This is a genomic window from Rhizomicrobium palustre, assembly GCF_011761565.1.
In the GTDB taxonomy this organism is placed as follows: domain Bacteria; phylum Pseudomonadota; class Alphaproteobacteria; order Micropepsales; family Micropepsaceae; genus Rhizomicrobium; species Rhizomicrobium palustre.
Genome location: NZ_JAASRM010000001.1, coordinates 1208675 through 1227866 on the forward strand (window position 1 = coordinate 1208675; position 19192 = coordinate 1227866).

The following is a 19192-nucleotide window of genomic DNA, read 5'->3' on the forward strand; positions in this document are numbered from 1 at the left end:
TTTTTGTTGTTTGCGATGGACCGATTGCGCATCCAAAGCGCACCTTGGCCGTTCTTAAGCTTAATCAGTGCTGGGAGCCCCGCCATGTGCAAAGGCCAGATGATTGAGATTGAGGCGGGGGATGGCGCGCGCATTGGCGCCTATCATGTCACACCCTTTGGGGTGCGCCGCGGCGGACTGGTGCTGATCCAGGAAATCTTCGGCATTACCGAGCATATCAAAGACATTGCCGATGATTTCTGCGCTGAAGGTTATGAGGTTCTAGCGCCCGCGCTTTTCGACCGAGAGGAACCGGGCTTCATCGCCAGCGCCGATGAAATGGCCAAAGGGTCGGAGCTTTCCAAGCGCCATCCTTTCAATCTTTCCGTGGAAGATGCCAAGACCTGCGCCCATATGCTGAAACCCAATGGCCTCGTTTTTTCGGTGGGCTATTGCTATGGCGGCTCGGTGGCCTATGCGCTTTCCTGCCGCTCACATGATCTTTCTGCCGTCTCAAGTTACTACGGCAAATTCGCGCCTGACCTTGCAGAGGAAAAGCCCAACTGCCCGGTGATCTGTCATTTTGGCAAGCGCGACACCTCCATTCCGCTAGAACGCGTGGAGCATTTGCGAATGCTTCGGCCTGAAATCGAAATCCATCTTTACGATGCGGGTCATGGGTTCAATTCGCCCCGCCCGGCCAATCACGAGCCCGAAGCCGCGCGCATTGCCCGCGACCGCACCCTGGATTTCTTCCGCGCCCATGGGGCGTGATTACTTCTTCCATTCCCGCTTCAGCATGACTTCCGTCGCCGCGTGATAGGAGAAGGCCATCTTGCCTTCAGGCAGCGACGGCAGCTTTTGCGCAGCCTCGGGCCATTCGGGATAGAGCACGCTGGCACGGATTTCGAGCGCCCCCGATTTGGGTACCGGCACCTCCCAGGTGAAACGATCCGGTGCGAAATACCGCACATCGCGAGCGTTGCTCTGCTTTGCGGCGGGCATCAACTCTTCGGGCCCTGCGCCCGCCTTATCGCGGAAGGAGAGCTCGGCATAGGCCGCGCCCGGTGCCGCCGTCATCGTCACCTCAAGCTTATCCCCCAGGCGCGCCACGGAGAGATCGGCGCTCGGCACAGGCACAGCCTTCGTCTCAGTGAACCAGCCGCTGCGGCGCGAGAACCACGGCAAGGGTCCTTTCTGGGCATTCGGCCCAAGCACCGCTTTCGTCCAAGCATCGCCGTTTGACAGATACTCCGCCCGATACGCCTTCCCGCTTCCCGCATCGTAGACATAGCTGACGATGGTCGGCTGCGGATGGGTTGATGTCGGCGGCGCCATTCGGCCATAGGCGAAGAGCGCGGCGCCGCCGATGAGGATGAGCAGCGACACCGCCCTGGGCAAGCGCCCACCCGGCACCACCAGCGTCAAGAGCAACACCGGAAGCAGCGGCGCCACCAGCACCAGTGGCAGATCAACCCCAAGCGAGGTGAAGGCCATCAGCGCCATCATCACCACTTGAGCAATGAAGATGAGCGCCACAAGCCCCGTGACCAGCACCGCCCCGAAATGATCTTCACCGCGGAACACGCCATAGCGCAGAATCGCGATGCAAGACGCCGCCAGAAGCGGCCAGACAATAACATAGGCGCCTTCGGGCATATAGAGCTGGAACGCCGTGGCGAGCGCCAGGGTGATCAGCATCAAGACCTGCCAGACCGCCGCCGGACGCCAGCGATCCTCGAATGATCCGGCGCAGAACAGTCCCGCCCCCAGCGCGATCAGCCCCGCGCCTGCGAGGAGATAATCAAAATAGGCCACCCGCATATAATGATGCACAGCACCGAAGCTTAACCCCGCCAGCCATAAGAGCAGCGCCGGCACGCCAATCGCGAACAGTGCGCCGAGGATCCCACGCCCCCAGGCAAAAGGGGTGGAACGCTGTGCAAGAAAAATGGCCGTGAACATAGCCAGCGCCGCCGCCGCGAACAGCACCCAGCCGGTGAAGAAGCTGTATTGGATCAGGAAAACCCCAAGAAAATCGGAATAAACCGAATTCTCTGTCTGCGCCGGAATGGTGGCGGCAAAGGCCTTCACGGCGGCCAGCGCGCTGTTCCCCATATCCTGCACGCTGCCAAGATTGATATGTTCCGGCGTTGAGACAGGTGTGTGATAGGCCATCTCGTCGCCCATGAAGGCGAAGTTCAGCCCCGGCAATCCGCGCTGCACCGAGAGCGTCATGTCGGTGTCGTTCGGCATCAGCTTATAAATGGCGGAAGCCAGCGAATTGGCCGTGGGGTGGGAAACCTCCGCGCGCCACAGAGCGATCGCAGCCCTATTGTTCGGCCCCGTCTCGAACATATTGACTCGGCCGCTATCGCCGCGCGCTTCCAGATTGATCACCGCGCCGATATGGGACACCAACGGATGATGCGCGAAGAATGCAGTGGCGCCTAAAAGCCCCATCTCCTCGCCATCGGTGAAGAGGAAAATGATATCGCGCGGTGGGGTTCCGGCCCGCTGCATCACATGGGCGATTTCCAGCGCAGAAGCGACGCCTGCCGTATCATCGGCGGCCCCCGGCGAATCCGGCACGGTGTCGTAATGGCTCATCACCAGAACCGCAGGCGCCTGGGCGTCAGCTCCCTTCAAGGTAGCGATGATATTGGTAATGGGCGCCGAAACCGCGCGGCCATGGCCTTGGCGCAAAATCCGCTCGGATTGGGTGACAGGAGTAAGGCCCATCGCCGTCAGGCGCGAAACAAGATAGGCCTTCACCCGCTCATGATCGGCGCTGCCGATAGGATGCGGGCGCTGGGCAATTTCCGCGATATCGAGAAAGGCGCGCCCGGCCGAGAATTGATCCGCGGGCGCATTAGCAGCTTTGGGCGCGGGCGGCTCTGAACACCACAGGGCCAGAGCCACCGCCGCTACCAAAACCAGAAACCCGTTCCGCATGCCATCCCCCGCGACGCAACGGGGCGGGACGCTAGCACCACGTGTGGGGCGGCGCAAAATCGCCAGCTATCTGCAGCGCTGGTGCTTCAACCAGGCCAGCGCCGCATCGACCGTCGCCTGCCCAGAGGCCGTGGCTTGGTCCGGCGTCAGCACGTCGCGATAATCGTGGCCCACCCGGTCCGTCGCCCAGCCCTCTGATACCGCGATTTCCGCCCCATCTGGCAAGGCGATCGGTTCATTGGAGGACAGATAGCCCGCAGTATCGCTGCCAAAGCTGCGTGCCTGCGGCAGGCCACGAAACCCCATGGCGGTAAACTCGCCCGCGCTGGAGGTCGCCTCGTCTTGCAAAACAGCGACCCAGACATAAGAAAGGTCCGGTGCCGCGACAGCATAAGGCGGCAAATTTGCGCCTTCTACAGGTGCATCAGATACTTTCCACGCGATGCGCTTTCCATCTGGCAGCACCCAATAGCCGTAAGGCGCCTTGCCCAGGAATGCTCTTAAGCCGGCCAACATGGGAAACATGTTGCCACCCCAATTGCCGCGTAGGTCGATCACAAAACGGCAAATGCCTTTGTCTGCCGCGTGCTGAACGGCTTGGCGCAAGGTCGCAACATAGATCCGGTCCTGCGCCTCGTTCCCCATAAAGGCGGGCACGCGCAGCAGCATCGCGCGATCGGCCAATGGCCAAGCCTCTGGAACGATGAACGGTGGCGGCTGGGTCTTTCCAACCGCAGCGCCCGTCTGGCGCGCTTTCTCGTTCTCCGCGGGAATGAGAAAGGTATGTTTCTCGTTCAGTTTCGTGATGATGCCGCGAATGGCGGGATAGGTCTCGGCTGGCGTCGCGGCGGATTTGGCGGCTTCAAACGCCTCTTTTTCCACCTCAGCCCAATCCAACCGGTCCCGATTCATGTGCCGGGTTTTCAAGATATCGATGGCGGCGGAAAGTTCTTTTGCGGCCTCGGGCGCCATGGTTGGAGGCGGCGCCGCAGCCATGCTGAGCACCGCCGCTGTGATCGCTAAGCCAAGTTTATGCATCGCCTACCTCCCATCAGGAGTATAAGCGAATTCCACCTAAGGTGGCATGAACTCGGCGACAGGCTTAAGCCAATTGCGGGAAGAGGCCCTTCAGCCCTTCTTCCGTGGCCGCGCAAACGCCGCGCTCAGTAATGAACGAGGTGACGAGACGTGCGGGCGTCACATCGAAGGCCGGGTTGGCGCCGGGCGAGCCGGGGGCGGCAATTTCCACCGTGGCAAGCCCGCCACCGGGAAGACGTCCGGTCATTTTCAACAGCTCATCAGTGGAGCGTTCCTCGATCGGAATGTCACTGCCTTTGGCCATGCTCATATCGAGGGTGGAGGACGGCAGCGCGACATAGAAGGGCACACCATTGTCATGGGCGGCGAGCGCCTTGAGGTAAGTGCCGATCTTGTTGGCGACATCGCCATTGCGGGTCACGCGGTCGGTGCCGACGATGACAAGATCGACCATGCCATGCTGCATGTAATGGCCACCGGCATTATCGGCGATGATGGTGTGCTTGACGCCGTGGGCACCGAGTTCATAAGCCGAGAGCGAGGCGCCCTGATTGCGCGGACGGGTTTCATCCACCCAGACATGGATGTCGATGCCTTCGTCATGGGCCATATACATGGGGGCGAGCGCGGTGCCCCAATCGACGCATGCGAGCCAGCCCGCATTGCAATGGGTGAGCACGTTCAGCTTGCCACCGTTCTTCTTGGCAATCTCGCGGAAGATCGGCATCGCGTTGACGCCGATCATGCGGCAGGTCCCAACATCCTCATCGCAAATCTTCGCCGCTTCCGCCCAGGCGGCAGCGAAGCGGTCTTCATGGCCGATCCCCTTGAGCACGCTGTTCATGCGCCGCAAAGCCCAGCGCAAATTGACGGCGGTGGGACGCGTCGCGCCCAACATGTCGATGGCTTCCACCAGCGCCTTGGAGGACGGGTCTTTCTTCATCGCGAAAGCCACGCCATAGGCAGCCGTCGCCCCGATCAGCGGCGCGCCGCGCACCAGCATGGTCTTGATCGCCACGGCGCAATCTTCCGCGTTCTTCAGCACCGCTGTCTCGAAGACATGCGGCAGCTTCATCTGATCGATGACTTCCACCGTTTCGTCGGGGCGGGTCCAGATGGTGCGGTAATGCTTGCCGTGAATTTTCATGAACTCTGTCCGGGGAAGGCGGCGACCAAGGCGTCTACCTCGTCGGGCGCGTTGTTAAGCGTCAGGATAAGCTTTTCCAGCTTCAAGGGATCGTGCACGGGGGCAAAGAAGATGAGCTTCTCATTGAACAGCACGCCAATGCCTTTTCCGTCCACATCCGTCGTGGCCTTGAGAAGCTTCTCGGTGGCATCCGGGGTGATATCAACAATGGCTTTGGCGATAACGGGATAACGCTGCACCCGCACCACACCCGCGGCATCGAAAACCTTCTCCGGCGCCAGGCAGTGTTCGTGTGAGGTGCCTTGCAAGAGATAGGGCTTGGACGCGCCCTCGCAAGGGGTATCCAGGCGCAACTCGAAGCTCGCCGCTTCCGCCGAGCCCACCGCCAGCACCGCGGAGAAAAGTATCGCCCGCAACATTCTTATCCCTCCGTCCACGTCAGATCACAAACCTAGGCCAGCGCCTCGGGCCAAGTGTCCTTCATCGAGGGATATTGCGCAAATGCCTCGTACCAGTCGCGCAATTTCGGACGGCTGTTGCGCCAGGCCAGTTCCGGCATGCGGAAATCGAGATAACCGATGGCGCAGGCCACCGTGATTTCGCCGATGGTGATCTTTTCGGAGAATTTGGCCCGTTCCAACACCGTCAGACCGGTTTCGATGGCGGTGAGATGCTTTTGCAGCGCCTCGGGGCTCTGCTGTTCGGCCGGACGGCGGGTTTCATAGACCCGCGCCACCGCGGCATCGCAAATGCCATCGCCCAGGGCTTGCAGCGTCAACGCCTTCCAGCGCCCGGACACCTCTCGGAAGATCGACATGCCGGGGAAGAACTTCCCCCCGCCCATATCGTTCAGATATTCGCAGATCACCGGGGAATCGAGGATGGTCGAGCCATCCTTCAACACCAGCACCGGGATTTTGCCCAAAGGGTTGATGGAGCGAAAATCCGGCGGCGGATTACGAGTATCGATGTTGACCTCTTCCACAACCTTGGTGAGGTTCAACTCGCGCACGATAATCCGCGCCTTGCGGGCGAAGGGCGAGGCAGGGTTGGAATAGAGCTTCAAGGGATTACTCCCCTTCGAATTCCACCAGGGTCGTCACTTCCTTGCCCAGAGCGCGGATCTTGTCGGCGCCGCCAAGTTCGGGAAGATCGATCACGAAGAGGCAGCCGACAACCTTGGCGCCCGCGCGTTCCAAAAGCTTGATCGCGGCGAAAGCCGTGCCGCCGGTAGCGATGAGATCATCCACCACCACGACATGCTCGCCGGGCTTCACGGCATCGACATGGATCTCGACCTGGTCCTTGCCGTATTCGAGATCATATTCTTCGTGGATGGTCTTATAGGGCAGCTTGCCCTTCTTGCGCACCGGCACGAAGCCCGTGGAAAGCTGATGGGCGACCGCGCCGCCCAGGATGAAGCCGCGCGCTTCGATGCCCGCGATCTTGTCGATCCGCACGCCCGCATAGGGCTGCACCAGCGCATCCACCGCCGCGCGGAAAGCGCGAGGGTTGCCGAACAAGGTGGTGACATCGCGGAATTGAATCCCCTTCTTGGGGTAATCCGGAATGGTGCGAATATAGGGCTTGAAATCCATCCCTTTGGGGCTCCTGACAGGCTTCTTCGCCCCCGGCCCCTTCCGGGGGGCCGTTGGCGACCTTCTATGGCATATTCCGGCGGCGCTTCACACCTTTTCTGGGGTCGCGCCGCAGGGGCGTTCGGCTTACTTCAAAATCCGCCCGGCCACCGCGTCGAGCTTGGCCATCAGCGCGGGATCGCGCTTTTCGGGTGCGGTCATCACGGCGACGTCGAGCACGGTTTCGATGCCCAGCGGCGAGGGCTTGCGGGTGCCGGTGAGACGCTCGGCGACGGCGCAGACGATCTTGCGCGCATTGGCGGCGTTCTCATGGATCACCTTGATCACCGCATCGACGGTGACATGCTCGTGATCCGGGTGCCAGCAATCGTAATCGGTGACCATGCCGACCAGGGCGTAAGGCAGTTCCGCCTCACGGGCGAGTTTGGCTTCCGGCATCGCCGTCATGCCGATCACCGCGCAGTTCCAGCTGCGATAAAGATGGCTTTCGGCCAAGGTCGAGAATTGCGGGCCTTCCATGCAGATATAGGTGCCGCCCTTGGCGTGGCGAATGTTTTCCTGCGCCGCGGCTTCGACCAGCGCGTTGGAGAGCGCCGGGCAGACCGGATGGGCCATCGGCACATGGGCGACGAAGCCCGGGCCGAAGAAGCTCTTTTCGCGCGCGAAGGTGCGGTCGATGAACTGGTCCACAATCACGAAAGTGCCGGGCGGCAGTTCTTCCTTGAGCGAGCCGCAAGCCGAGACCGAGATCAGATCGGTAACGCCGGCGCGCTTCATCGCGTCGATATTGGCGCGATAGTTGATCGTGGTCGGGGTTTGGACATGGCCACGGCCATGGCGCGGCAGGAACACCATGTCGACACCGGCATAGGTGCCGAACAGCAGCGCGTCCGAGGGATCACCCCAGGGAGTCTCGATCTTTTTCCAGGTGGGATTTTCGAGGCCGTCGATATTGTACACACCGCTGCCGCCGATAATGCCGAGTACGCGCTTGGTCATGGTCTTCCTCTTTGCGGGCGGTCTTTTAGCATGGGGGGCTCAAGGGGCAAGATAGCCACTAGATCAACCTGGACGTGTTCACCTCCCCCTGCTAGCCTTCCCCTGTCATCTGCCGGGGGGCGGGGATGAAGACCAGGATTTTCGCCATTTTCGTTAGCATTGCCGGCCTTTGCGCCTGTTCGTCACCGCAAACCCTGGGGGTGCGCTTCGATTCCCGCGAAGCGGCCTGGTTTTCCGCCCGCGGCACCAACAGCCTGAACGGCACGGCCATAGCCCGCGCCTATACTGGCAATGCCAAGACCTGCGCCGCTTTGCCCGTCTATCTTTTTCCGGTCACAACTTACGCCAAGGCGCGGATGAAGGCGCTCTATGGCAGCGAGAGCGAAGGCTTCAACCCCGCCCTGATGGGCACCCCTGCCAATTTCACGGATGACGATCCGGCCTATTTCGCCACGTCCCGCACCACAAACTGCGACGCCAAGGGGCGGTTCTCCTTCAGCGAATTGCCGGATGGCGACTATTTCCTGGTCGGCGAGGTGACCTGGCAGGACCGCCGCGCGGGCCTTCCGCAAGGCGGCTATCTGATGCGGCGCGTGAGCCTTTCCACCGGCGAGAGCAAAGAGGTCCTCCTGGCGCATTAGCCTCCTGGCCCAATAGATGGTGTTTGAGATCGCGCGCCGTGATCACAAATCGGCGTGATGCGCGCGATTGCGCCACCTTCCCAGCCTCGACATCCCAGCGAAAACCGGCTCTTCTCTCGGAAAAATAGTCATACAAATAAGGGGACGCCATGCGCCTATTACCCATTCTGGCTGCCGCCACCTGTCTTGCGGGCACAGCCTTTGCTGCCACCTTGGCACCGACACCGCCGATGGGCTGGAACAGCTGGGATGCCTATGGCCTCACCATCACCGAAGCGCAATTCCGCGAAAACGTCGCCGAGCTTGTGAAGCTCAAGCCCTATGGCTGGACCTATGCGGTGATCGACGAAGGCTGGTACATGGAGAACCCCTTCGGCAAAGGCCTCGCCGAACGCAAATATAAGCTCGATGGCAATGGCTTGCTCCTGCCAGCCCTCAGCCGATTTCCCTCCGCCGAAAAAGCCGATGGCTTAAAACCGCTTGGTGATTACGTGCATGCGCAAGGGCTGAAATTTGGCGTGCATGTCATCCGCGGCATTCCCAAAGATGCGGTCACCGCGAACCTGCCGATCGCGGGCACCACTTTCAAAGCCGCTGATGCCGCCGACACGACCGATCTCTGTCCTTGGGATGACGGCAATTTCGGCATCAAGGACAATGCGGCGGGCCAGGCCTATTACGACACGATGGTGAAGAAATACGCCGATTGGGGCGTCGATTTCATCAAGGTCGATTGCATCGCCGACCATCCCTATAAGCCCAAGGAAATCCGCCAGATCGCGAAGGCGATCAAGAACAGCGGCCGCGAGATCGTGCTCAGCCTCTCGCCCGGGCCGACCAATATCTCTCACGCCGCCGAGGTGGGCGAACTCGCCCAGATGTGGCGCATCGCCGATGACAGCTGGGATAGCTGGAGCTTTAAGCCCGCCAATTGGCCGAATGGGTTGGAGACCGGTTTCGAAAAGCTCGCCGAGTGGAGCCAATACGCCAAGCCCGGCAATTGGCCCGATGCTGATATGCTGCCCTTTGGTTCCTTGACGCCCAATCCGGGCTGGGGCGAGGCGCGCCAGTCCCGCCTCACACCGGAGGAAACCAAAAGCTGGTTCACCCTCTGGGCCATCGCGCGCTCGCCGCTGATTCTCGGCGCCAATCTCACCAAGCTGGATGAACCGTTGAAGGCGCTCCTCACCAATAAGGAGCTGATTGCGGTCAATCAGACGGCCTGGGAAAGCCACGCCGTGAATTACAAATCCGGCGATACGCTTGTGGTCTGGGAAGCCAAGACCGGCCCGCGCGAAAAACCGGTGGTCTATCGCGCCTATTTCAATCTCGCCAAGACGGACGTGGATTTGAGCATCAGCCTGACCGAGCCGAAGAAATACATCAGCCTGTTCGACGGCAAGGACTACGCCGTCGCCGCACCGGATGGAAAAAAGCGCCTGCAAGCGAAGCTCAGCCCGCATGCAAGCGCCATCTTCCGGGTGGAATAGAAATCTCAGAAAAAAGGGCGAAGAGAAATCTTCGCCCTTTCTGTTATCGAGGCTGCCTTATTGCGGCGGGTTATGCGACTCGAGGAATTTTACCGTCGTTTCCAGCATCTGCAGCCGCGTCTCGCTGCTTGACAGCCAATGATCTTCGGCTTTCAGCACCACGAATTCGTAGGGCTTGCCCGCTGCCTTCAAGGCATCCGCCATGCCACTGCTTTGTCCGAAGGGCACCACCGTATCGTCGCGACCATGGATCAGAAGGATCGGAATGGACACCCGGTCCACATGCTTAACCGGTGAGACATCGGCCAGCTTGGGGTCAGAGGGATCCTCGATATTCAAGTAGCGCCCCCAAATGCGCTCGCCGCGAGCATCGGTCCGGTTCAACGGCCAATGCCAGTTGTTGAGCTGGGCCTTCAAATCCGAGAGCCCCGCCACGGATACCGCGCAGCGATAGACGCCGGTATCTAGCGTGGCACCTGCCAGGGCCGCGTAACCGCCATAGCTTGCCCCGACAATGCAGACTCGCTTGGGGTCGATCAGGCCTTGCGCCGCCAATGCGCGCACGCCATCGGAAAGATCGGTCTGCATCTTCTTGCCGAATTCGCCGAAGCCTGCCTCCAGCCATTCCTTGCCGAACCCGCCCGATCCACGAAACTGCGGCTGCAGCACGACATAGCCGCGCGCCGCCAGCGCCTGGGACCACCAATCAAATCCGGGATAGTCACGCGCATGCGGACCGCCATGGGGCAGCACGATCAAGGGCAGGTTCTTAGGATCACGCCCCGGCGGCAAAGTGAGATAGGCAGGAATTTTGCGGCCATCTGCGGCCTTGTAGTCGATCCACTTCACCTCTGCGACGTCTTCAATACCGTCATATATCGGCCCCAAGGGATCGGCCTTATGGGTATTGAGGTCGAGCACATAATAGACATTGCCGAACTCAGGGCCGAACACCTTAAGCACGGCTTTCTTTTTGTCAGCTGACCAGGACACGACCTTGACGTCCGTGGCCGTCTTGAAGGCCCCCTTGATGCTGTTCCACATGGTCTGGAGCTGAGGATCGACGAAATCATACTCCTCGCGATCAGAGGACCGCACGCCACCAGCGATGCGGCCAGTGCGAGCGTCGACAACCAGACCACTGAAATTCGTCTCACCATTATGCCAAATGGTCTTGGCACCATTGCTGAGGGCGATTTGCTGATAGACCTCGCCGTTTTCTGTTCCGGGCAGTCTCACGACAATGCCACTGCCATCCTCACTCAGGCCTTCGAGACTGGGCCATTCGCTCGACGCCGGCACTTCGACGCCAGGACTCGCCACGCCATTGCGATAGACCATGGCTTTCCAGCGCTCAGCCATCTCATCGTAACTGGCCTCCGCCACAACCGTGCCAGCCGCATCCACCAGCCAATCTTGGGCATTGGTGCTGAACCGGCCAGCCACCAGCTTTGCCTCACCGGAGTCCAGATCGATCCGGAACAGCCCCAGGCGACCGATCTGGCTGACGTAATAATATCCGGCCACAAAGACATAGGTTTTGCCGTCAATCACGCGCGGCTGCGGTGGCCCTGCAATCACATTCATAGTCTCGATATTGGCATCGCCGGTCACGGCGACATGGTCCAACATCATCAGGCTTTTATTGGTCTGAACGTCATAGGACTGCGCCATGGAATACTCGCCGCGCTTTCCCCAGAACTTCCTGGGCACAGCGGTTGTCGAGGCAGTGATCAAGAGATGGCGATCATCGGCCCATTCCAAATCGCGCAACTTCTGGTCAGCCTGCCGGATCATGGCGATCGGCTTTTTGGCGCTGAAGCTATAAACGATGATGATCCTCTGCGCCGGGGTTTCCTTGGCGAAGGCGATCAAATCGCCATTCGGCGACATCGTCATATGCGAGGTGGAGGGCAGACGGCCAAAGGCCTCAAGCGGCGGCGCGGCCTGCGCCAAGCCAGCCATGATGAACGCGGCTGAAATAGCCGCGAGCCAATTCTTGGAAGACATCCCCCAACCCCAAAGCATAAAATTTACACATGCCACTTCACACTGAATGTACGCGCACTGCAACCCGACTGACGCATCACAGCCAATCGGATGCGACCTCATTTGCGCATCCAATTATCGGTATCAAACGGCACGAGATGCGACCCAGGATCAAATCTTCGCGGTTGTAAGCGCGCGCTCGGCTTCCCACATAAGAAGGGCTGTTTGACCGCGCTGGAGACGTCGTGAATCTGCCCGCAGAAGGGGACTCCCCCCCTCCCTTCCGGTCGAAACACGACAATCAATAATCAGTAGGCTGTGGTTTTACCGATGTGCCCCACGAAATATGGGATCAGCTTTTTTCAGGCCCCGTGCCGGGCAGGTCGTGCGCGCTGCCCTCGTCTTCCGGCTTGCCATGCCAGATGCGGCGATAGCTGAGGAAGAGTAGCCCCGCGAAGAGCACAAGAAAGGCAATCACCTTGAAGCCGGTCTCATGGCGGGCCTCGAGCTGTGGTTCGGAAGCCCAGGCGAGGAAGGTCGCCACCGCCTTAGCTTGGGCCTCTACCGTCGGAGGCGTGCCATCGGCAAAGCGCACCTGCCCCGGATGCAGCGGCGGCGGCATGGAGATATTCCGGCCCGGGAAATAGGGGTTGTAGTACTTGCCCTCTTGCACCGTGAAGCCATGCGGCACCGGCTGACCAAAGCCGAGCATCAGGGAATAGATGTAATCCGGGCCACCCTGGCGCGCTTTGGCCATCAGCGACAGATCGGGCGGTAAGGCCCCGCCATTAGCCGCGCGCGCGGCCTGCTCATTGGGGAAGGGCGGGGGGAAGTGATCGGCCAGGACGCCGGGCCGGGTGATGCGATTGCCCTTATCGTCGAGGGTTTCGCCGCGCTCATTGGGTTCGGCGGGAAGATTATACCCGCTGGCTATGACACGGGCCTGCGCCTCGCTGAAGCCGGGACCGCCTTTGCCGGAAAGGTCGTGGAAGGCCACCATATTGAGGCTGTGGCAGGCAGAACAGACTTCCTTGTAGACCTGAAAGCCGCGTTGCACCGCGCCTTTGTCGTAGGTGCCGAAGACGCCATTGAACGACCAGTTTTGGGTCTGCGGCGGTAAGGGTTCGGAGTGAGTGCTGGCGGCGAGCGCAGCGCCTGCCAGGATTGCGACACTTGCGAATACGGAAGACAGGCGTTTCATTCCGCGTCCTCCGTCTTGACGCTGCGAGCGAGGACCGATTGGGCGATGCTTTCGGGCAATGGCGCGGTCACTTCGATCCGCCCAACCCAGGGCATCAAGACCCAGAAGAAGCCGAAGTAATAGAGCGTCGCCAGACGTGCCACCCAGACCAGCGGCAGGTCGATGCCAACGATGTTCCAAGCCGCATCGGCGCTCTGCGAACCGCAATAGCCCAGCAGGATGCAATCGGCGGCGAAGATCCAGAAGAGCTGCTTCATCAGCGGGCGGAAGCGGCAGGAGCGCACCTTGGAACTATCGAGCCAGGGAATGAAGAGCAGCGTCACAAGTGCTCCCCCCATCACAATCACGCCGAGCAGCTTTTGCGGCACGCTGCGCAGCATCGCGTAGAAAGGCAAGAGATACCATTCCGGCACTATGTCGGGCGGCGTCACCAGGGGATTGGCCTGGATGTAATTGTCGGGATTGCCGAAGAAATTGGGCGCGTAGAAGACAAACGCCATATACACGATGAGGAAGAGCACCAGATAAAATGCGTCCTTCACCGTGTAATAGGGATGGAAGGGTACGAAGTCCTGCGGTCCCTTGGCATCAATGCCCAGGGGATTGTTATTACCCGGCACATGCAGCGCCCAGATATGCAAGCCCACCACACCTGCGATAACGAAAGGCATCAGGTAATGCAGCGAGAAGAAGCGGTTGAGAGTGGCATCGCCCACCGCGAAATCCCCCCAGAGCCAAGTGGTGATCGAGGTGCCGAGATGGGGAATGACCTGATCGAGCGCCGAGAACAGGCTGGTGATCACGGTCGCACCCCAGAAGCTCATCTGGCCCCAGGGGAGGACGTAGCCAAAAAACGCCGTCATCACCATCAAGAGATAGATGAAGACGCCCAAGATCCAGAGCACTTCGCGTGGCGCCTTGTAGGAGCCGTAATAAAGGCCGCGGAACATGTGCACATAGACCGCGAGGAAGAACATCGAGGCGCCGCTGGAATGGATATAGCGGATCAGCCAGCCGTAATTCACCTCGCGCATGATGCGCTGCTCGACCGAGGCAAAGGCAAGATCGCCATTGGGCACGTAATGCATGGCGAGCACGATGCCCGTCAGCATCTGAATGCCGAGCATGAAGGTCAGGATGCCGCCGAAGGTGTACCAGAAGTTCAGATTGCGCGGCGTCGGATAGGTGACGAGGTTTTCATTGGCGAGCCGAAGGATCGGCAGACGCGTATCGAGCCAGCGGGTAAAGGCGCTGCCGGGGACGTATTTGGTGTGGCCAGCCATGGACGAAATCCCCTAACCGATCTTGATCTTCGTGGGGCCGGTGAAGGCATAAGGCGGCACTGCGAGGTTCTGCGGCGCCGGTCCTTTGCGGATGCGCCCCGCGGTATCGTAGTCAGACCCATGGCAATGGCAGAGCCAGCCACCATAGGAGCCTTGCGGCGACTGTGGGGTCGAGACCGTCGGCGTGCAGCCGAGGTGGGTGCAGACGCCAACCAGCACCAGCCATTCCGGCTTGATCACCCGGTTCTCATCGCTGGCCGGGGCGTTCTCGGCGATATTGGCATTGCGCGCCACGCGATCCACGAGATCGTTAAGGGAGACGGCGCGGGCCTCGGCGATCTCCTTTGGGGTCCGGCGGCGCACGAACAAGGGATGGCCGCGCCATTTGAAGATCACCTGCTGCCCCGCCTGAATGGCCGAAAGGTCCACTTCAATGGAGGCCATGGCCAGAACCGCGCTCGAGGGATTCATCTGGTCGATAAAGGGCCAAACGGCGGCAACACCGCCCACGGCGGCCGCCGCGCCGGTGGCTACGAACAGAAAATCGCGCCGTGTCGCATCGGGTTTGATTGCATTCGCCACGGAACTCACCTCTTAAAGGGGCTGTGCGGGCCAGTCCGCCAAAGGGAAGAAGGCAAAAATCACGTGTCGCCGGAATCGCCAATCATCCGAAAGTTCTATTGCGGCACGGTGCGACATAAAAGGCAAGCTTTCCCCGGCTCCTACGGGACCAACCCAAGCCTCGTTTTTCCCCGTCTTTTTAGCGGCTTAAAGCCATGCGTCTAGCCCTTTTCGAACCCGATATTCCACAGAACACCGGCGCTCTCATCCGGCTTGGCGCCTGCCTTGGCGTTGGGGTCGATATCATCGAGCCCTGTGGTTTTCTCTGGAGCGAACCCAAGCTCAAACGGGCGGGAATGGACTATCTGCCCCAGGCCGAAATCGTACGGCATGCCAGTTGGGCCGCCTTCCGCGCCGCCCGTGAGGGAGCACGGCTCCTGCTCCTCACCACCAAAGCGGCCGAACCCTATACAGGCTATGCCTTTCAGCCTGCGGACATTCTTCTTTTGGGCCGGGAGAGTGCCGGAGTGCCTGAAGACGTCCACAACACGGCCGACGCGCGCCTGCTCATCCCTATGCAACCGGGCCTTCGCTCTCTTAATGTGGCTCTTTCCGCGGCCATGGTCCTGGGTGAAGCCCTGCGACAAACATCGGGGTTTCCTCTCGCCATAGTTGCACACGAGAGAGTATGAGACACATTATCCGCAGGAAACCTAAGGATTTCCCGCAATTTTCCGTGACGGGGCTGGCATTTCGGCCGAAGCTCACCACATCTACACCTGCGCCTTATAGAGCGCTGAAACCGTCGGACACTGCCCGACGGGCAAGAATCTGGAACGAGGACCACGCCATTGGATGGCTTTACGCTTACAGATATCTTCTCTGAGGGCGCCCTTTTCGCGCTCGCCCAGGTTCTTCTGATTGATGTGGTTTTGGCTGGTGACAACGCCGTCGTCATCGGAATGGCCGCCGCTCAGGTCAATAAGTCTGACCGCCGAACGGTGATCTTCTGGGGCCTTGTCACAGCGGTCGCACTCAGGATCGTGCTCGCAGTCTTCGCGGTCCACCTCTTGAAATTTGTTCCCCTGGTGATCGCTGGCGGGTTCCTGCTGCTCTGGGTGACATGGCGCTTGTGGCGTGACATCCAGCATTCCCACAAAGAACAGCAAGCCACCAAGGTTCTCAGTGACGAGCTCGAACACGAACACCACTCAACCCATAAGAACGCGAGCCATGCCCAGGTTGTACGCCGGGCAATTATCTCTATTGCGGCCGCAGACGTTTCCATGTCGCTAGACAATGTGCTGGCAGTTGCTGGCGCAGCCCGCGATCATGTCGAAGTGCTCTTGATCGGTCTGTCACTTTCCATCGCCCTGATGGGGCTGGCCGCGACTCTCATCGCCAAGCTGCTGCACAAATATCCCTGGATCAGCTATGCGGGTGTCTTCATCGTCCTCTTCGTCGCGTTACGTATGATCTGGGATGGCTTCGAGCGACTGAACACCCACGGCATGATCGAGGCCTCCAGCCACCTGATGGGCATGGCCTAAATCAAGCGGACAAGTACCGCAGTGGCGTCGTCGCTTTTCTTGAAGCGGGGGAAGCGGCGCCCTTCGGCATCATCCGCCTCAATCTGGCGGAGTTCCGCGCCTAATGCTGCAAGCCCTTTATCCGCAGCCGCATTTAAAAGCTCCGACGGCTGATACCGGCCGTAATCGGTGGCGAGCGCCAGAAAACCATCCGTGCAGAGGAGCAGCCGCGAGCCAGCGGGAATGTCCCGGCGTACCCGCCCCGCATGTTCCGAGGCTTTAGGCTCGATCCCAAAAAGCCATGTATTGCCGGGGGTATTCACCTTATCGCGGCTATCTCGGAACATTGGCATTGCATCCGAGCGCGCCAATGCGCCGACCGGAGCCAGGCCAACCTTTTCGCTATATGCTTTCGCGGCGCTCGCTTCATCCCCACGCTTCTCGAAAGCCGTGCCAATAACCTCGATAGTCTCAGCGCCCGTCTCGACCAGGGCGCAACAATCGCCAAACCATAGCAGATCGATACCGTCCTCATCAGGAACAGCAAAGATCATTGAGGCGAAAGGCATCTGATAGCGATGCAGCGGTTTCTTGCGTGCGAGGCCATCAAAAGAGCGCTCGGCATCGGCCAAGGCATGACGAAGCGCACCACGAGGCGAATCCCCAGACTTCACGTGGGCGAGCAATCGCCTTGCACCGAACTGGGAAAGCCAAGCCGCATCACTCCGGCCTGGAAGCAGTGGCTCAGAAACAGGCGTGGCACCATCCAGCACCGCCGCGCCAACATCCTCTGCAGCGAAGGCGTCTTCATTGGCCCGGTCCGGGTAACCCGGCAAGCTAAGCGTATCGACGATATCGAGCTTCATTCCTGCACCTGTTTGACGGTCTCGTCCAAGCGCTGGATGAGCAACGCATCTTGGGGAAAGTCATTCTCCACCCACCATGTCTCGAGTGTGTGAAGAATTTGGCCGATCAGCGGCCCGATACGAATACCTCGCGCAACTACGTCTTTGCCCGAAATAGGAAACCGAGGTGCAGTCAGACTCCTGACGCCATCGTAGATCCTCCGCCACTCATCTCGCGTCTCGCTCACGATCGCCAGGAGTAACGCATCCCGGAAGCCTTCAGGTCCCATCCGGTACAGCAAACGACGGGCAAGACGAGGATCAGCATAGAGCGCAATATCCCGGGGAGCGCTGGCGGCCGCAACCAAGCGGTCTCTGTCCACATTGGAGAGCTTCCACCGCGCTGCGATCAATTGTGCGGTCAAGACTGCACGGCCAGCGGGCAGAAGCGCAGCCAATCGCAAAACCCCGTCAGGCGCAGTGCCAAGTTCCGCATCCATAGCCGCCAACCGGCGCAGCGGCAGTATCTCGGCCGCGCCCGGCACAACCTCTTCCAGAACACCGATCACGCCCATACTCATGAGCACGGTGACGGGACTTTCTGCCTCGAAAAGCTTCAGCATCTCTTTGGCGATCCGTTCCCCGGAAAGACGCACCAGCCCGCTCTTCTCTTTCTCGCAGGCATAAAGCGCTTCGGCGTCCAACTCTGTCCGCCCATACCAAGCGTGAAAGCGGAAGAAGCGCAAAATGCGCAGATAGTCCTCGCGAATCCGCGTAATGGGATCGCCGACAAACCGCACGCGCCCCGCCTCAATATCGGCAATTCCACCCACGACATCGGTGATTGCGCCATCAATATCGGCATAGAGTGCATTCATCGTAAAATCGCGACGGCGGGCATCTTCAGCCCAATCGGTGGTAAAAGCGACGATCGCGTGACGTCCATCCGTAGCGACATCGCGGCGGAGGGTGGTCACTTCGAAGGGCTTTCCATCCACCACCGCAGTGATTGTTCCGTGATCAATGCCGGTAGGTACCGCCTTGATTCCAGCGACTTCAAGCAGAGCCTTCACCTTATCCGGCGGAAGGGGCGTGGCAATGTCGATATCCGTCACCGGCCGCCCCAAAAGGGCGTTGCGTACAACGCCGCCAACGAAGCGGGCATCGCCCAGAACCTCCATAAGCTTCATCGTCTGCGGAGCGCGCATCCAGGGCTGCGGTTCAAGACGGGTCATGCGAGGCGCTCTCGCAGGTTCACGATCATCGCCGCCGTAGCGCCCCAAATATAATGGCCCTGATACGTGAAAGCATAGACCCGACGGGAAACCCCTTTGAATTCACGCGCCTGCTCATCAAGGCTCGCGGGTGCCAGGAGGAAGGCAAGCGGCACTTCGAAAATTCCATCTACCTCGCGGGCGTCGGGTGTGAGGGAATAGCCCTCCGACAAAATACCCACGACAGGCAAAACGGCAAACCCGGTGATAGTTTCGTAAGGTTCGAGGTAGCCGGCGACCGTGACAAATTCGGGCCCGATCCCCGTTTCCTCCTTTAACTCGCGCAAGGCGGTGGCCGTGAGTGAAACATCGTCTGGGTCGGCTTTGCCACCCGGAAAACTTACTTGGCCAGGATGCCGGGGAAGATGCTCAGCGCGCTTCGTGAAAAGCACCATCGGCTCTTCGCGCATGATGATCGGTATAAGCACCGCCGCCGGCCGTAACAGACGAGCCATAGGCGGTCGAGCGGTCGGATTTAGGTCGAAATCACTCCTACTGGGGACAATCGACAGGGCCTTTGGCTGCGGCAAGAGCTTGGCCCGCAATCTCGCCAGATAGGCGCGCACCCCTTCGTCGCCTGGCGCCCCAACGCCGTCAAGCATGGCAGGAAGTTCAGGAAATCCGCGCTCCATTACGGGCTCTTATCCTTGTTGGCCAAGTCCT

At 60.1% G+C, this 19192-nt stretch carries 19 protein-coding genes; 5 read left to right on the top strand and 14 right to left on the bottom strand.

Going from position 1 to position 19192, the window contains the following annotated elements; genetic code table 11:
* The first annotated feature begins 84 nt into the window (after positions 1 to 84).
* Positions 85 to 753 carry a dienelactone hydrolase family protein gene (locus tag FHS83_RS05360; protein WP_167081632.1) on the top strand — a complete coding sequence of 223 codons (669 nt, stop codon included), beginning with the start codon at positions 85 to 87 and terminating at the stop codon, positions 751 to 753.
* Here FHS83_RS05360 and FHS83_RS05365 read toward each other — a convergent pair whose 3' ends face one another.
* The 7 genes from FHS83_RS05365 to FHS83_RS05395 all read right to left on the bottom strand — a co-directional run bounded on the left by FHS83_RS05365 (position 754) and on the right by FHS83_RS05395 (position 7716).
* Complete coding sequence (locus FHS83_RS05365) at positions 754 to 2934, bottom strand: M20/M25/M40 family metallo-hydrolase (RefSeq protein ID WP_167081633.1); 2181 nt, start codon at positions 2932 to 2934, stop codon at positions 754 to 756.
* 66 nt (positions 2935 to 3000) lie between these two features.
* Positions 3001 to 3972, bottom strand: coding sequence for a S41 family peptidase (locus tag FHS83_RS05370; RefSeq protein WP_167081635.1), 972 nt, complete (start codon positions 3970 to 3972; stop codon positions 3001 to 3003).
* 64 nt (positions 3973 to 4036) lie between these two features.
* Positions 4037 to 5119 (bottom strand): S-methyl-5-thioribose-1-phosphate isomerase, encoded by a 1083-nt coding sequence (gene mtnA, locus FHS83_RS05375; protein WP_167081637.1) that lies wholly within the window; start codon positions 5117 to 5119, stop codon positions 4037 to 4039.
* The gene (locus FHS83_RS05380; protein WP_167081639.1) at positions 5116 to 5538 is read right to left on the bottom strand and encodes a hypothetical protein; all 423 of its coding nucleotides are present in this window, start codon (positions 5536 to 5538) and stop codon (positions 5116 to 5118) included. The genes mtnA and FHS83_RS05380 overlap by 4 nt, the downstream gene beginning before the upstream one ends.
* A gap of 32 nt (positions 5539 to 5570) precedes the next feature.
* Positions 5571 to 6185, bottom strand: coding sequence for a glutathione S-transferase (locus FHS83_RS05385; protein WP_167081641.1), 615 nt, complete (start codon positions 6183 to 6185; stop codon positions 5571 to 5573).
* Positions 6186 to 6189: 4 nt separating this feature from the next.
* On the bottom strand, positions 6190 to 6717 hold the full coding sequence (locus FHS83_RS05390) for an adenine phosphoribosyltransferase (RefSeq protein WP_167081643.1): 528 nt from the start codon (positions 6715 to 6717) through the stop codon (positions 6190 to 6192).
* 126 nt (positions 6718 to 6843) lie between these two features.
* Positions 6844 to 7716, bottom strand: a complete 873-nt coding sequence (locus tag FHS83_RS05395; RefSeq protein ID WP_167081645.1) for an S-methyl-5'-thioadenosine phosphorylase — start codon at positions 7714 to 7716, stop codon at positions 6844 to 6846.
* 125 nt (positions 7717 to 7841) lie between these two features.
* Here FHS83_RS05395 and FHS83_RS05400 point away from each other — a divergent pair, with 125 nt between their 5' ends.
* Positions 7842 to 8357: a hypothetical protein gene (locus tag FHS83_RS05400; protein WP_167081647.1), complete on the top strand. Its 516-nt coding sequence runs from the start codon at positions 7842 to 7844 to the stop codon at positions 8355 to 8357.
* Positions 8358 to 8506: 149 nt separating this feature from the next.
* Positions 8507 to 9847 (top strand): glycoside hydrolase family 27 protein, encoded by a 1341-nt coding sequence (locus FHS83_RS05405; RefSeq protein ID WP_167081649.1) that lies wholly within the window; start codon positions 8507 to 8509, stop codon positions 9845 to 9847.
* Positions 9848 to 9904: 57 nt separating this feature from the next.
* On the opposite strand, the gene FHS83_RS05410 is transcribed toward FHS83_RS05405, so the two are convergent.
* From FHS83_RS05410 to petA, 4 genes are all read right to left on the bottom strand, one after another.
* Entirely contained in the window at positions 9905 to 11857 is a 1953-nt protein-coding gene (locus FHS83_RS05410; protein ID WP_167081651.1) for an alpha/beta hydrolase family protein, read from the bottom strand.
* Positions 11858 to 12188: 331 nt separating this feature from the next.
* On the bottom strand, positions 12189 to 13037 hold the full coding sequence (locus tag FHS83_RS05415; RefSeq protein WP_167081653.1) for a cytochrome c1: 849 nt from the start codon (positions 13035 to 13037) through the stop codon (positions 12189 to 12191).
* Positions 13034 to 14320: a cytochrome b gene (locus FHS83_RS05420; protein ID WP_167081655.1), complete on the bottom strand. Its 1287-nt coding sequence runs from the start codon at positions 14318 to 14320 to the stop codon at positions 13034 to 13036. Before FHS83_RS05420 ends, FHS83_RS05415 begins: the two co-directional genes overlap by 4 nt.
* Positions 14321 to 14332: 12 nt before the next feature.
* Positions 14333 to 14902 carry a ubiquinol-cytochrome c reductase iron-sulfur subunit gene (gene petA, locus FHS83_RS05425; RefSeq protein WP_167081657.1) on the bottom strand — a complete coding sequence of 190 codons (570 nt, stop codon included), beginning with the start codon at positions 14900 to 14902 and terminating at the stop codon, positions 14333 to 14335.
* A 194-nt stretch (positions 14903 to 15096) separates the two neighbouring features.
* Between petA and FHS83_RS19890 the strand changes: the two genes are divergently transcribed.
* Positions 15097 to 15573, top strand: a complete 477-nt coding sequence (locus FHS83_RS19890; protein ID WP_167081659.1) for a tRNA (cytidine(34)-2'-O)-methyltransferase — start codon at positions 15097 to 15099, stop codon at positions 15571 to 15573.
* Between the two features lie 159 nt (positions 15574 to 15732).
* On the top strand, positions 15733 to 16431 hold the full coding sequence (locus tag FHS83_RS05435) for a TerC family protein (protein ID WP_167081661.1): 699 nt from the start codon (positions 15733 to 15735) through the stop codon (positions 16429 to 16431).
* On the opposite strand, the gene FHS83_RS05440 is transcribed toward FHS83_RS05435, so the two are convergent.
* Genes FHS83_RS05440 through FHS83_RS05450 form a run of 3 tightly spaced genes read right to left on the bottom strand, consistent with a single transcriptional unit; the run spans position 16428 to position 19095 of the window.
* Positions 16428 to 17276 carry a PP2C family serine/threonine-protein phosphatase gene (locus tag FHS83_RS05440; RefSeq protein ID WP_167081663.1) on the bottom strand — a complete coding sequence of 283 codons (849 nt, stop codon included), beginning with the start codon at positions 17274 to 17276 and terminating at the stop codon, positions 16428 to 16430. The two genes, FHS83_RS05435 and FHS83_RS05440, sit on opposite strands and share 4 nt — an antisense overlap.
* On the bottom strand, positions 17273 to 18490 hold the full coding sequence (locus FHS83_RS05445; RefSeq protein WP_167081665.1) for a CCA tRNA nucleotidyltransferase: 1218 nt from the start codon (positions 18488 to 18490) through the stop codon (positions 17273 to 17275). Before FHS83_RS05445 ends, FHS83_RS05440 begins: the two co-directional genes overlap by 4 nt.
* Entirely contained in the window at positions 18487 to 19095 is a 609-nt protein-coding gene (locus FHS83_RS05450) for a CoA pyrophosphatase (protein ID WP_208414241.1), read from the bottom strand. The genes FHS83_RS05445 and FHS83_RS05450 overlap by 4 nt, the downstream gene beginning before the upstream one ends.
* Positions 19096 to 19192 lie beyond the last annotated feature (97 nt).

What these genes read in the sequence shown, in the direction of transcription:
- FHS83_RS05380 (WP_167081639.1), bottom strand. Translation starts at nt 5,538, where the DNA reads ATGTTGCGGGCGATACTTTTCTCCGCGGTGCTGGCGGTGGGCTCGGCG.
- FHS83_RS19890 (WP_167081659.1), top strand. Translation starts at nt 15,097, where the DNA reads ATGCGTCTAGCCCTTTTCGAACCCGATATTCCACAGAACACCGGCGCT.
- mtnA (WP_167081637.1), bottom strand. Translation starts at nt 5,119, where the DNA reads ATGAAAATTCACGGCAAGCATTACCGCACCATCTGGACCCGCCCCGAC.
- FHS83_RS05445 (WP_167081665.1), bottom strand. Translation starts at nt 18,490, where the DNA reads ATGACCCGTCTTGAACCGCAGCCCTGGATGCGCGCTCCGCAGACGATG.
- FHS83_RS05365 (WP_167081633.1), bottom strand. Translation starts at nt 2,934, where the DNA reads ATGCGGAACGGGTTTCTGGTTTTGGTAGCGGCGGTGGCTCTGGCCCTG.
- FHS83_RS05395 (WP_167081645.1), bottom strand. Translation starts at nt 7,716, where the DNA reads ATGACCAAGCGCGTACTCGGCATTATCGGCGGCAGCGGTGTGTACAAT.
- FHS83_RS05440 (WP_167081663.1), bottom strand. Translation starts at nt 17,276, where the DNA reads ATGAAGCTCGATATCGTCGATACGCTTAGCTTGCCGGGTTACCCGGAC.
- FHS83_RS05405 (WP_167081649.1), top strand. Translation starts at nt 8,507, where the DNA reads ATGCGCCTATTACCCATTCTGGCTGCCGCCACCTGTCTTGCGGGCACA.
- FHS83_RS05370 (WP_167081635.1), bottom strand. Translation starts at nt 3,972, where the DNA reads ATGCATAAACTTGGCTTAGCGATCACAGCGGCGGTGCTCAGCATGGCT.
- FHS83_RS05410 (WP_167081651.1), bottom strand. Translation starts at nt 11,857, where the DNA reads ATGTCTTCCAAGAATTGGCTCGCGGCTATTTCAGCCGCGTTCATCATG.
- FHS83_RS05415 (WP_167081653.1), bottom strand. Translation starts at nt 13,037, where the DNA reads ATGAAACGCCTGTCTTCCGTATTCGCAAGTGTCGCAATCCTGGCAGGC.
- FHS83_RS05390 (WP_167081643.1), bottom strand. Translation starts at nt 6,717, where the DNA reads ATGGATTTCAAGCCCTATATTCGCACCATTCCGGATTACCCCAAGAAG.
- FHS83_RS05420 (WP_167081655.1), bottom strand. Translation starts at nt 14,320, where the DNA reads ATGGCTGGCCACACCAAATACGTCCCCGGCAGCGCCTTTACCCGCTGG.
- FHS83_RS05400 (WP_167081647.1), top strand. Translation starts at nt 7,842, where the DNA reads ATGAAGACCAGGATTTTCGCCATTTTCGTTAGCATTGCCGGCCTTTGC.
- FHS83_RS05360 (WP_167081632.1), top strand. Translation starts at nt 85, where the DNA reads ATGTGCAAAGGCCAGATGATTGAGATTGAGGCGGGGGATGGCGCGCGC.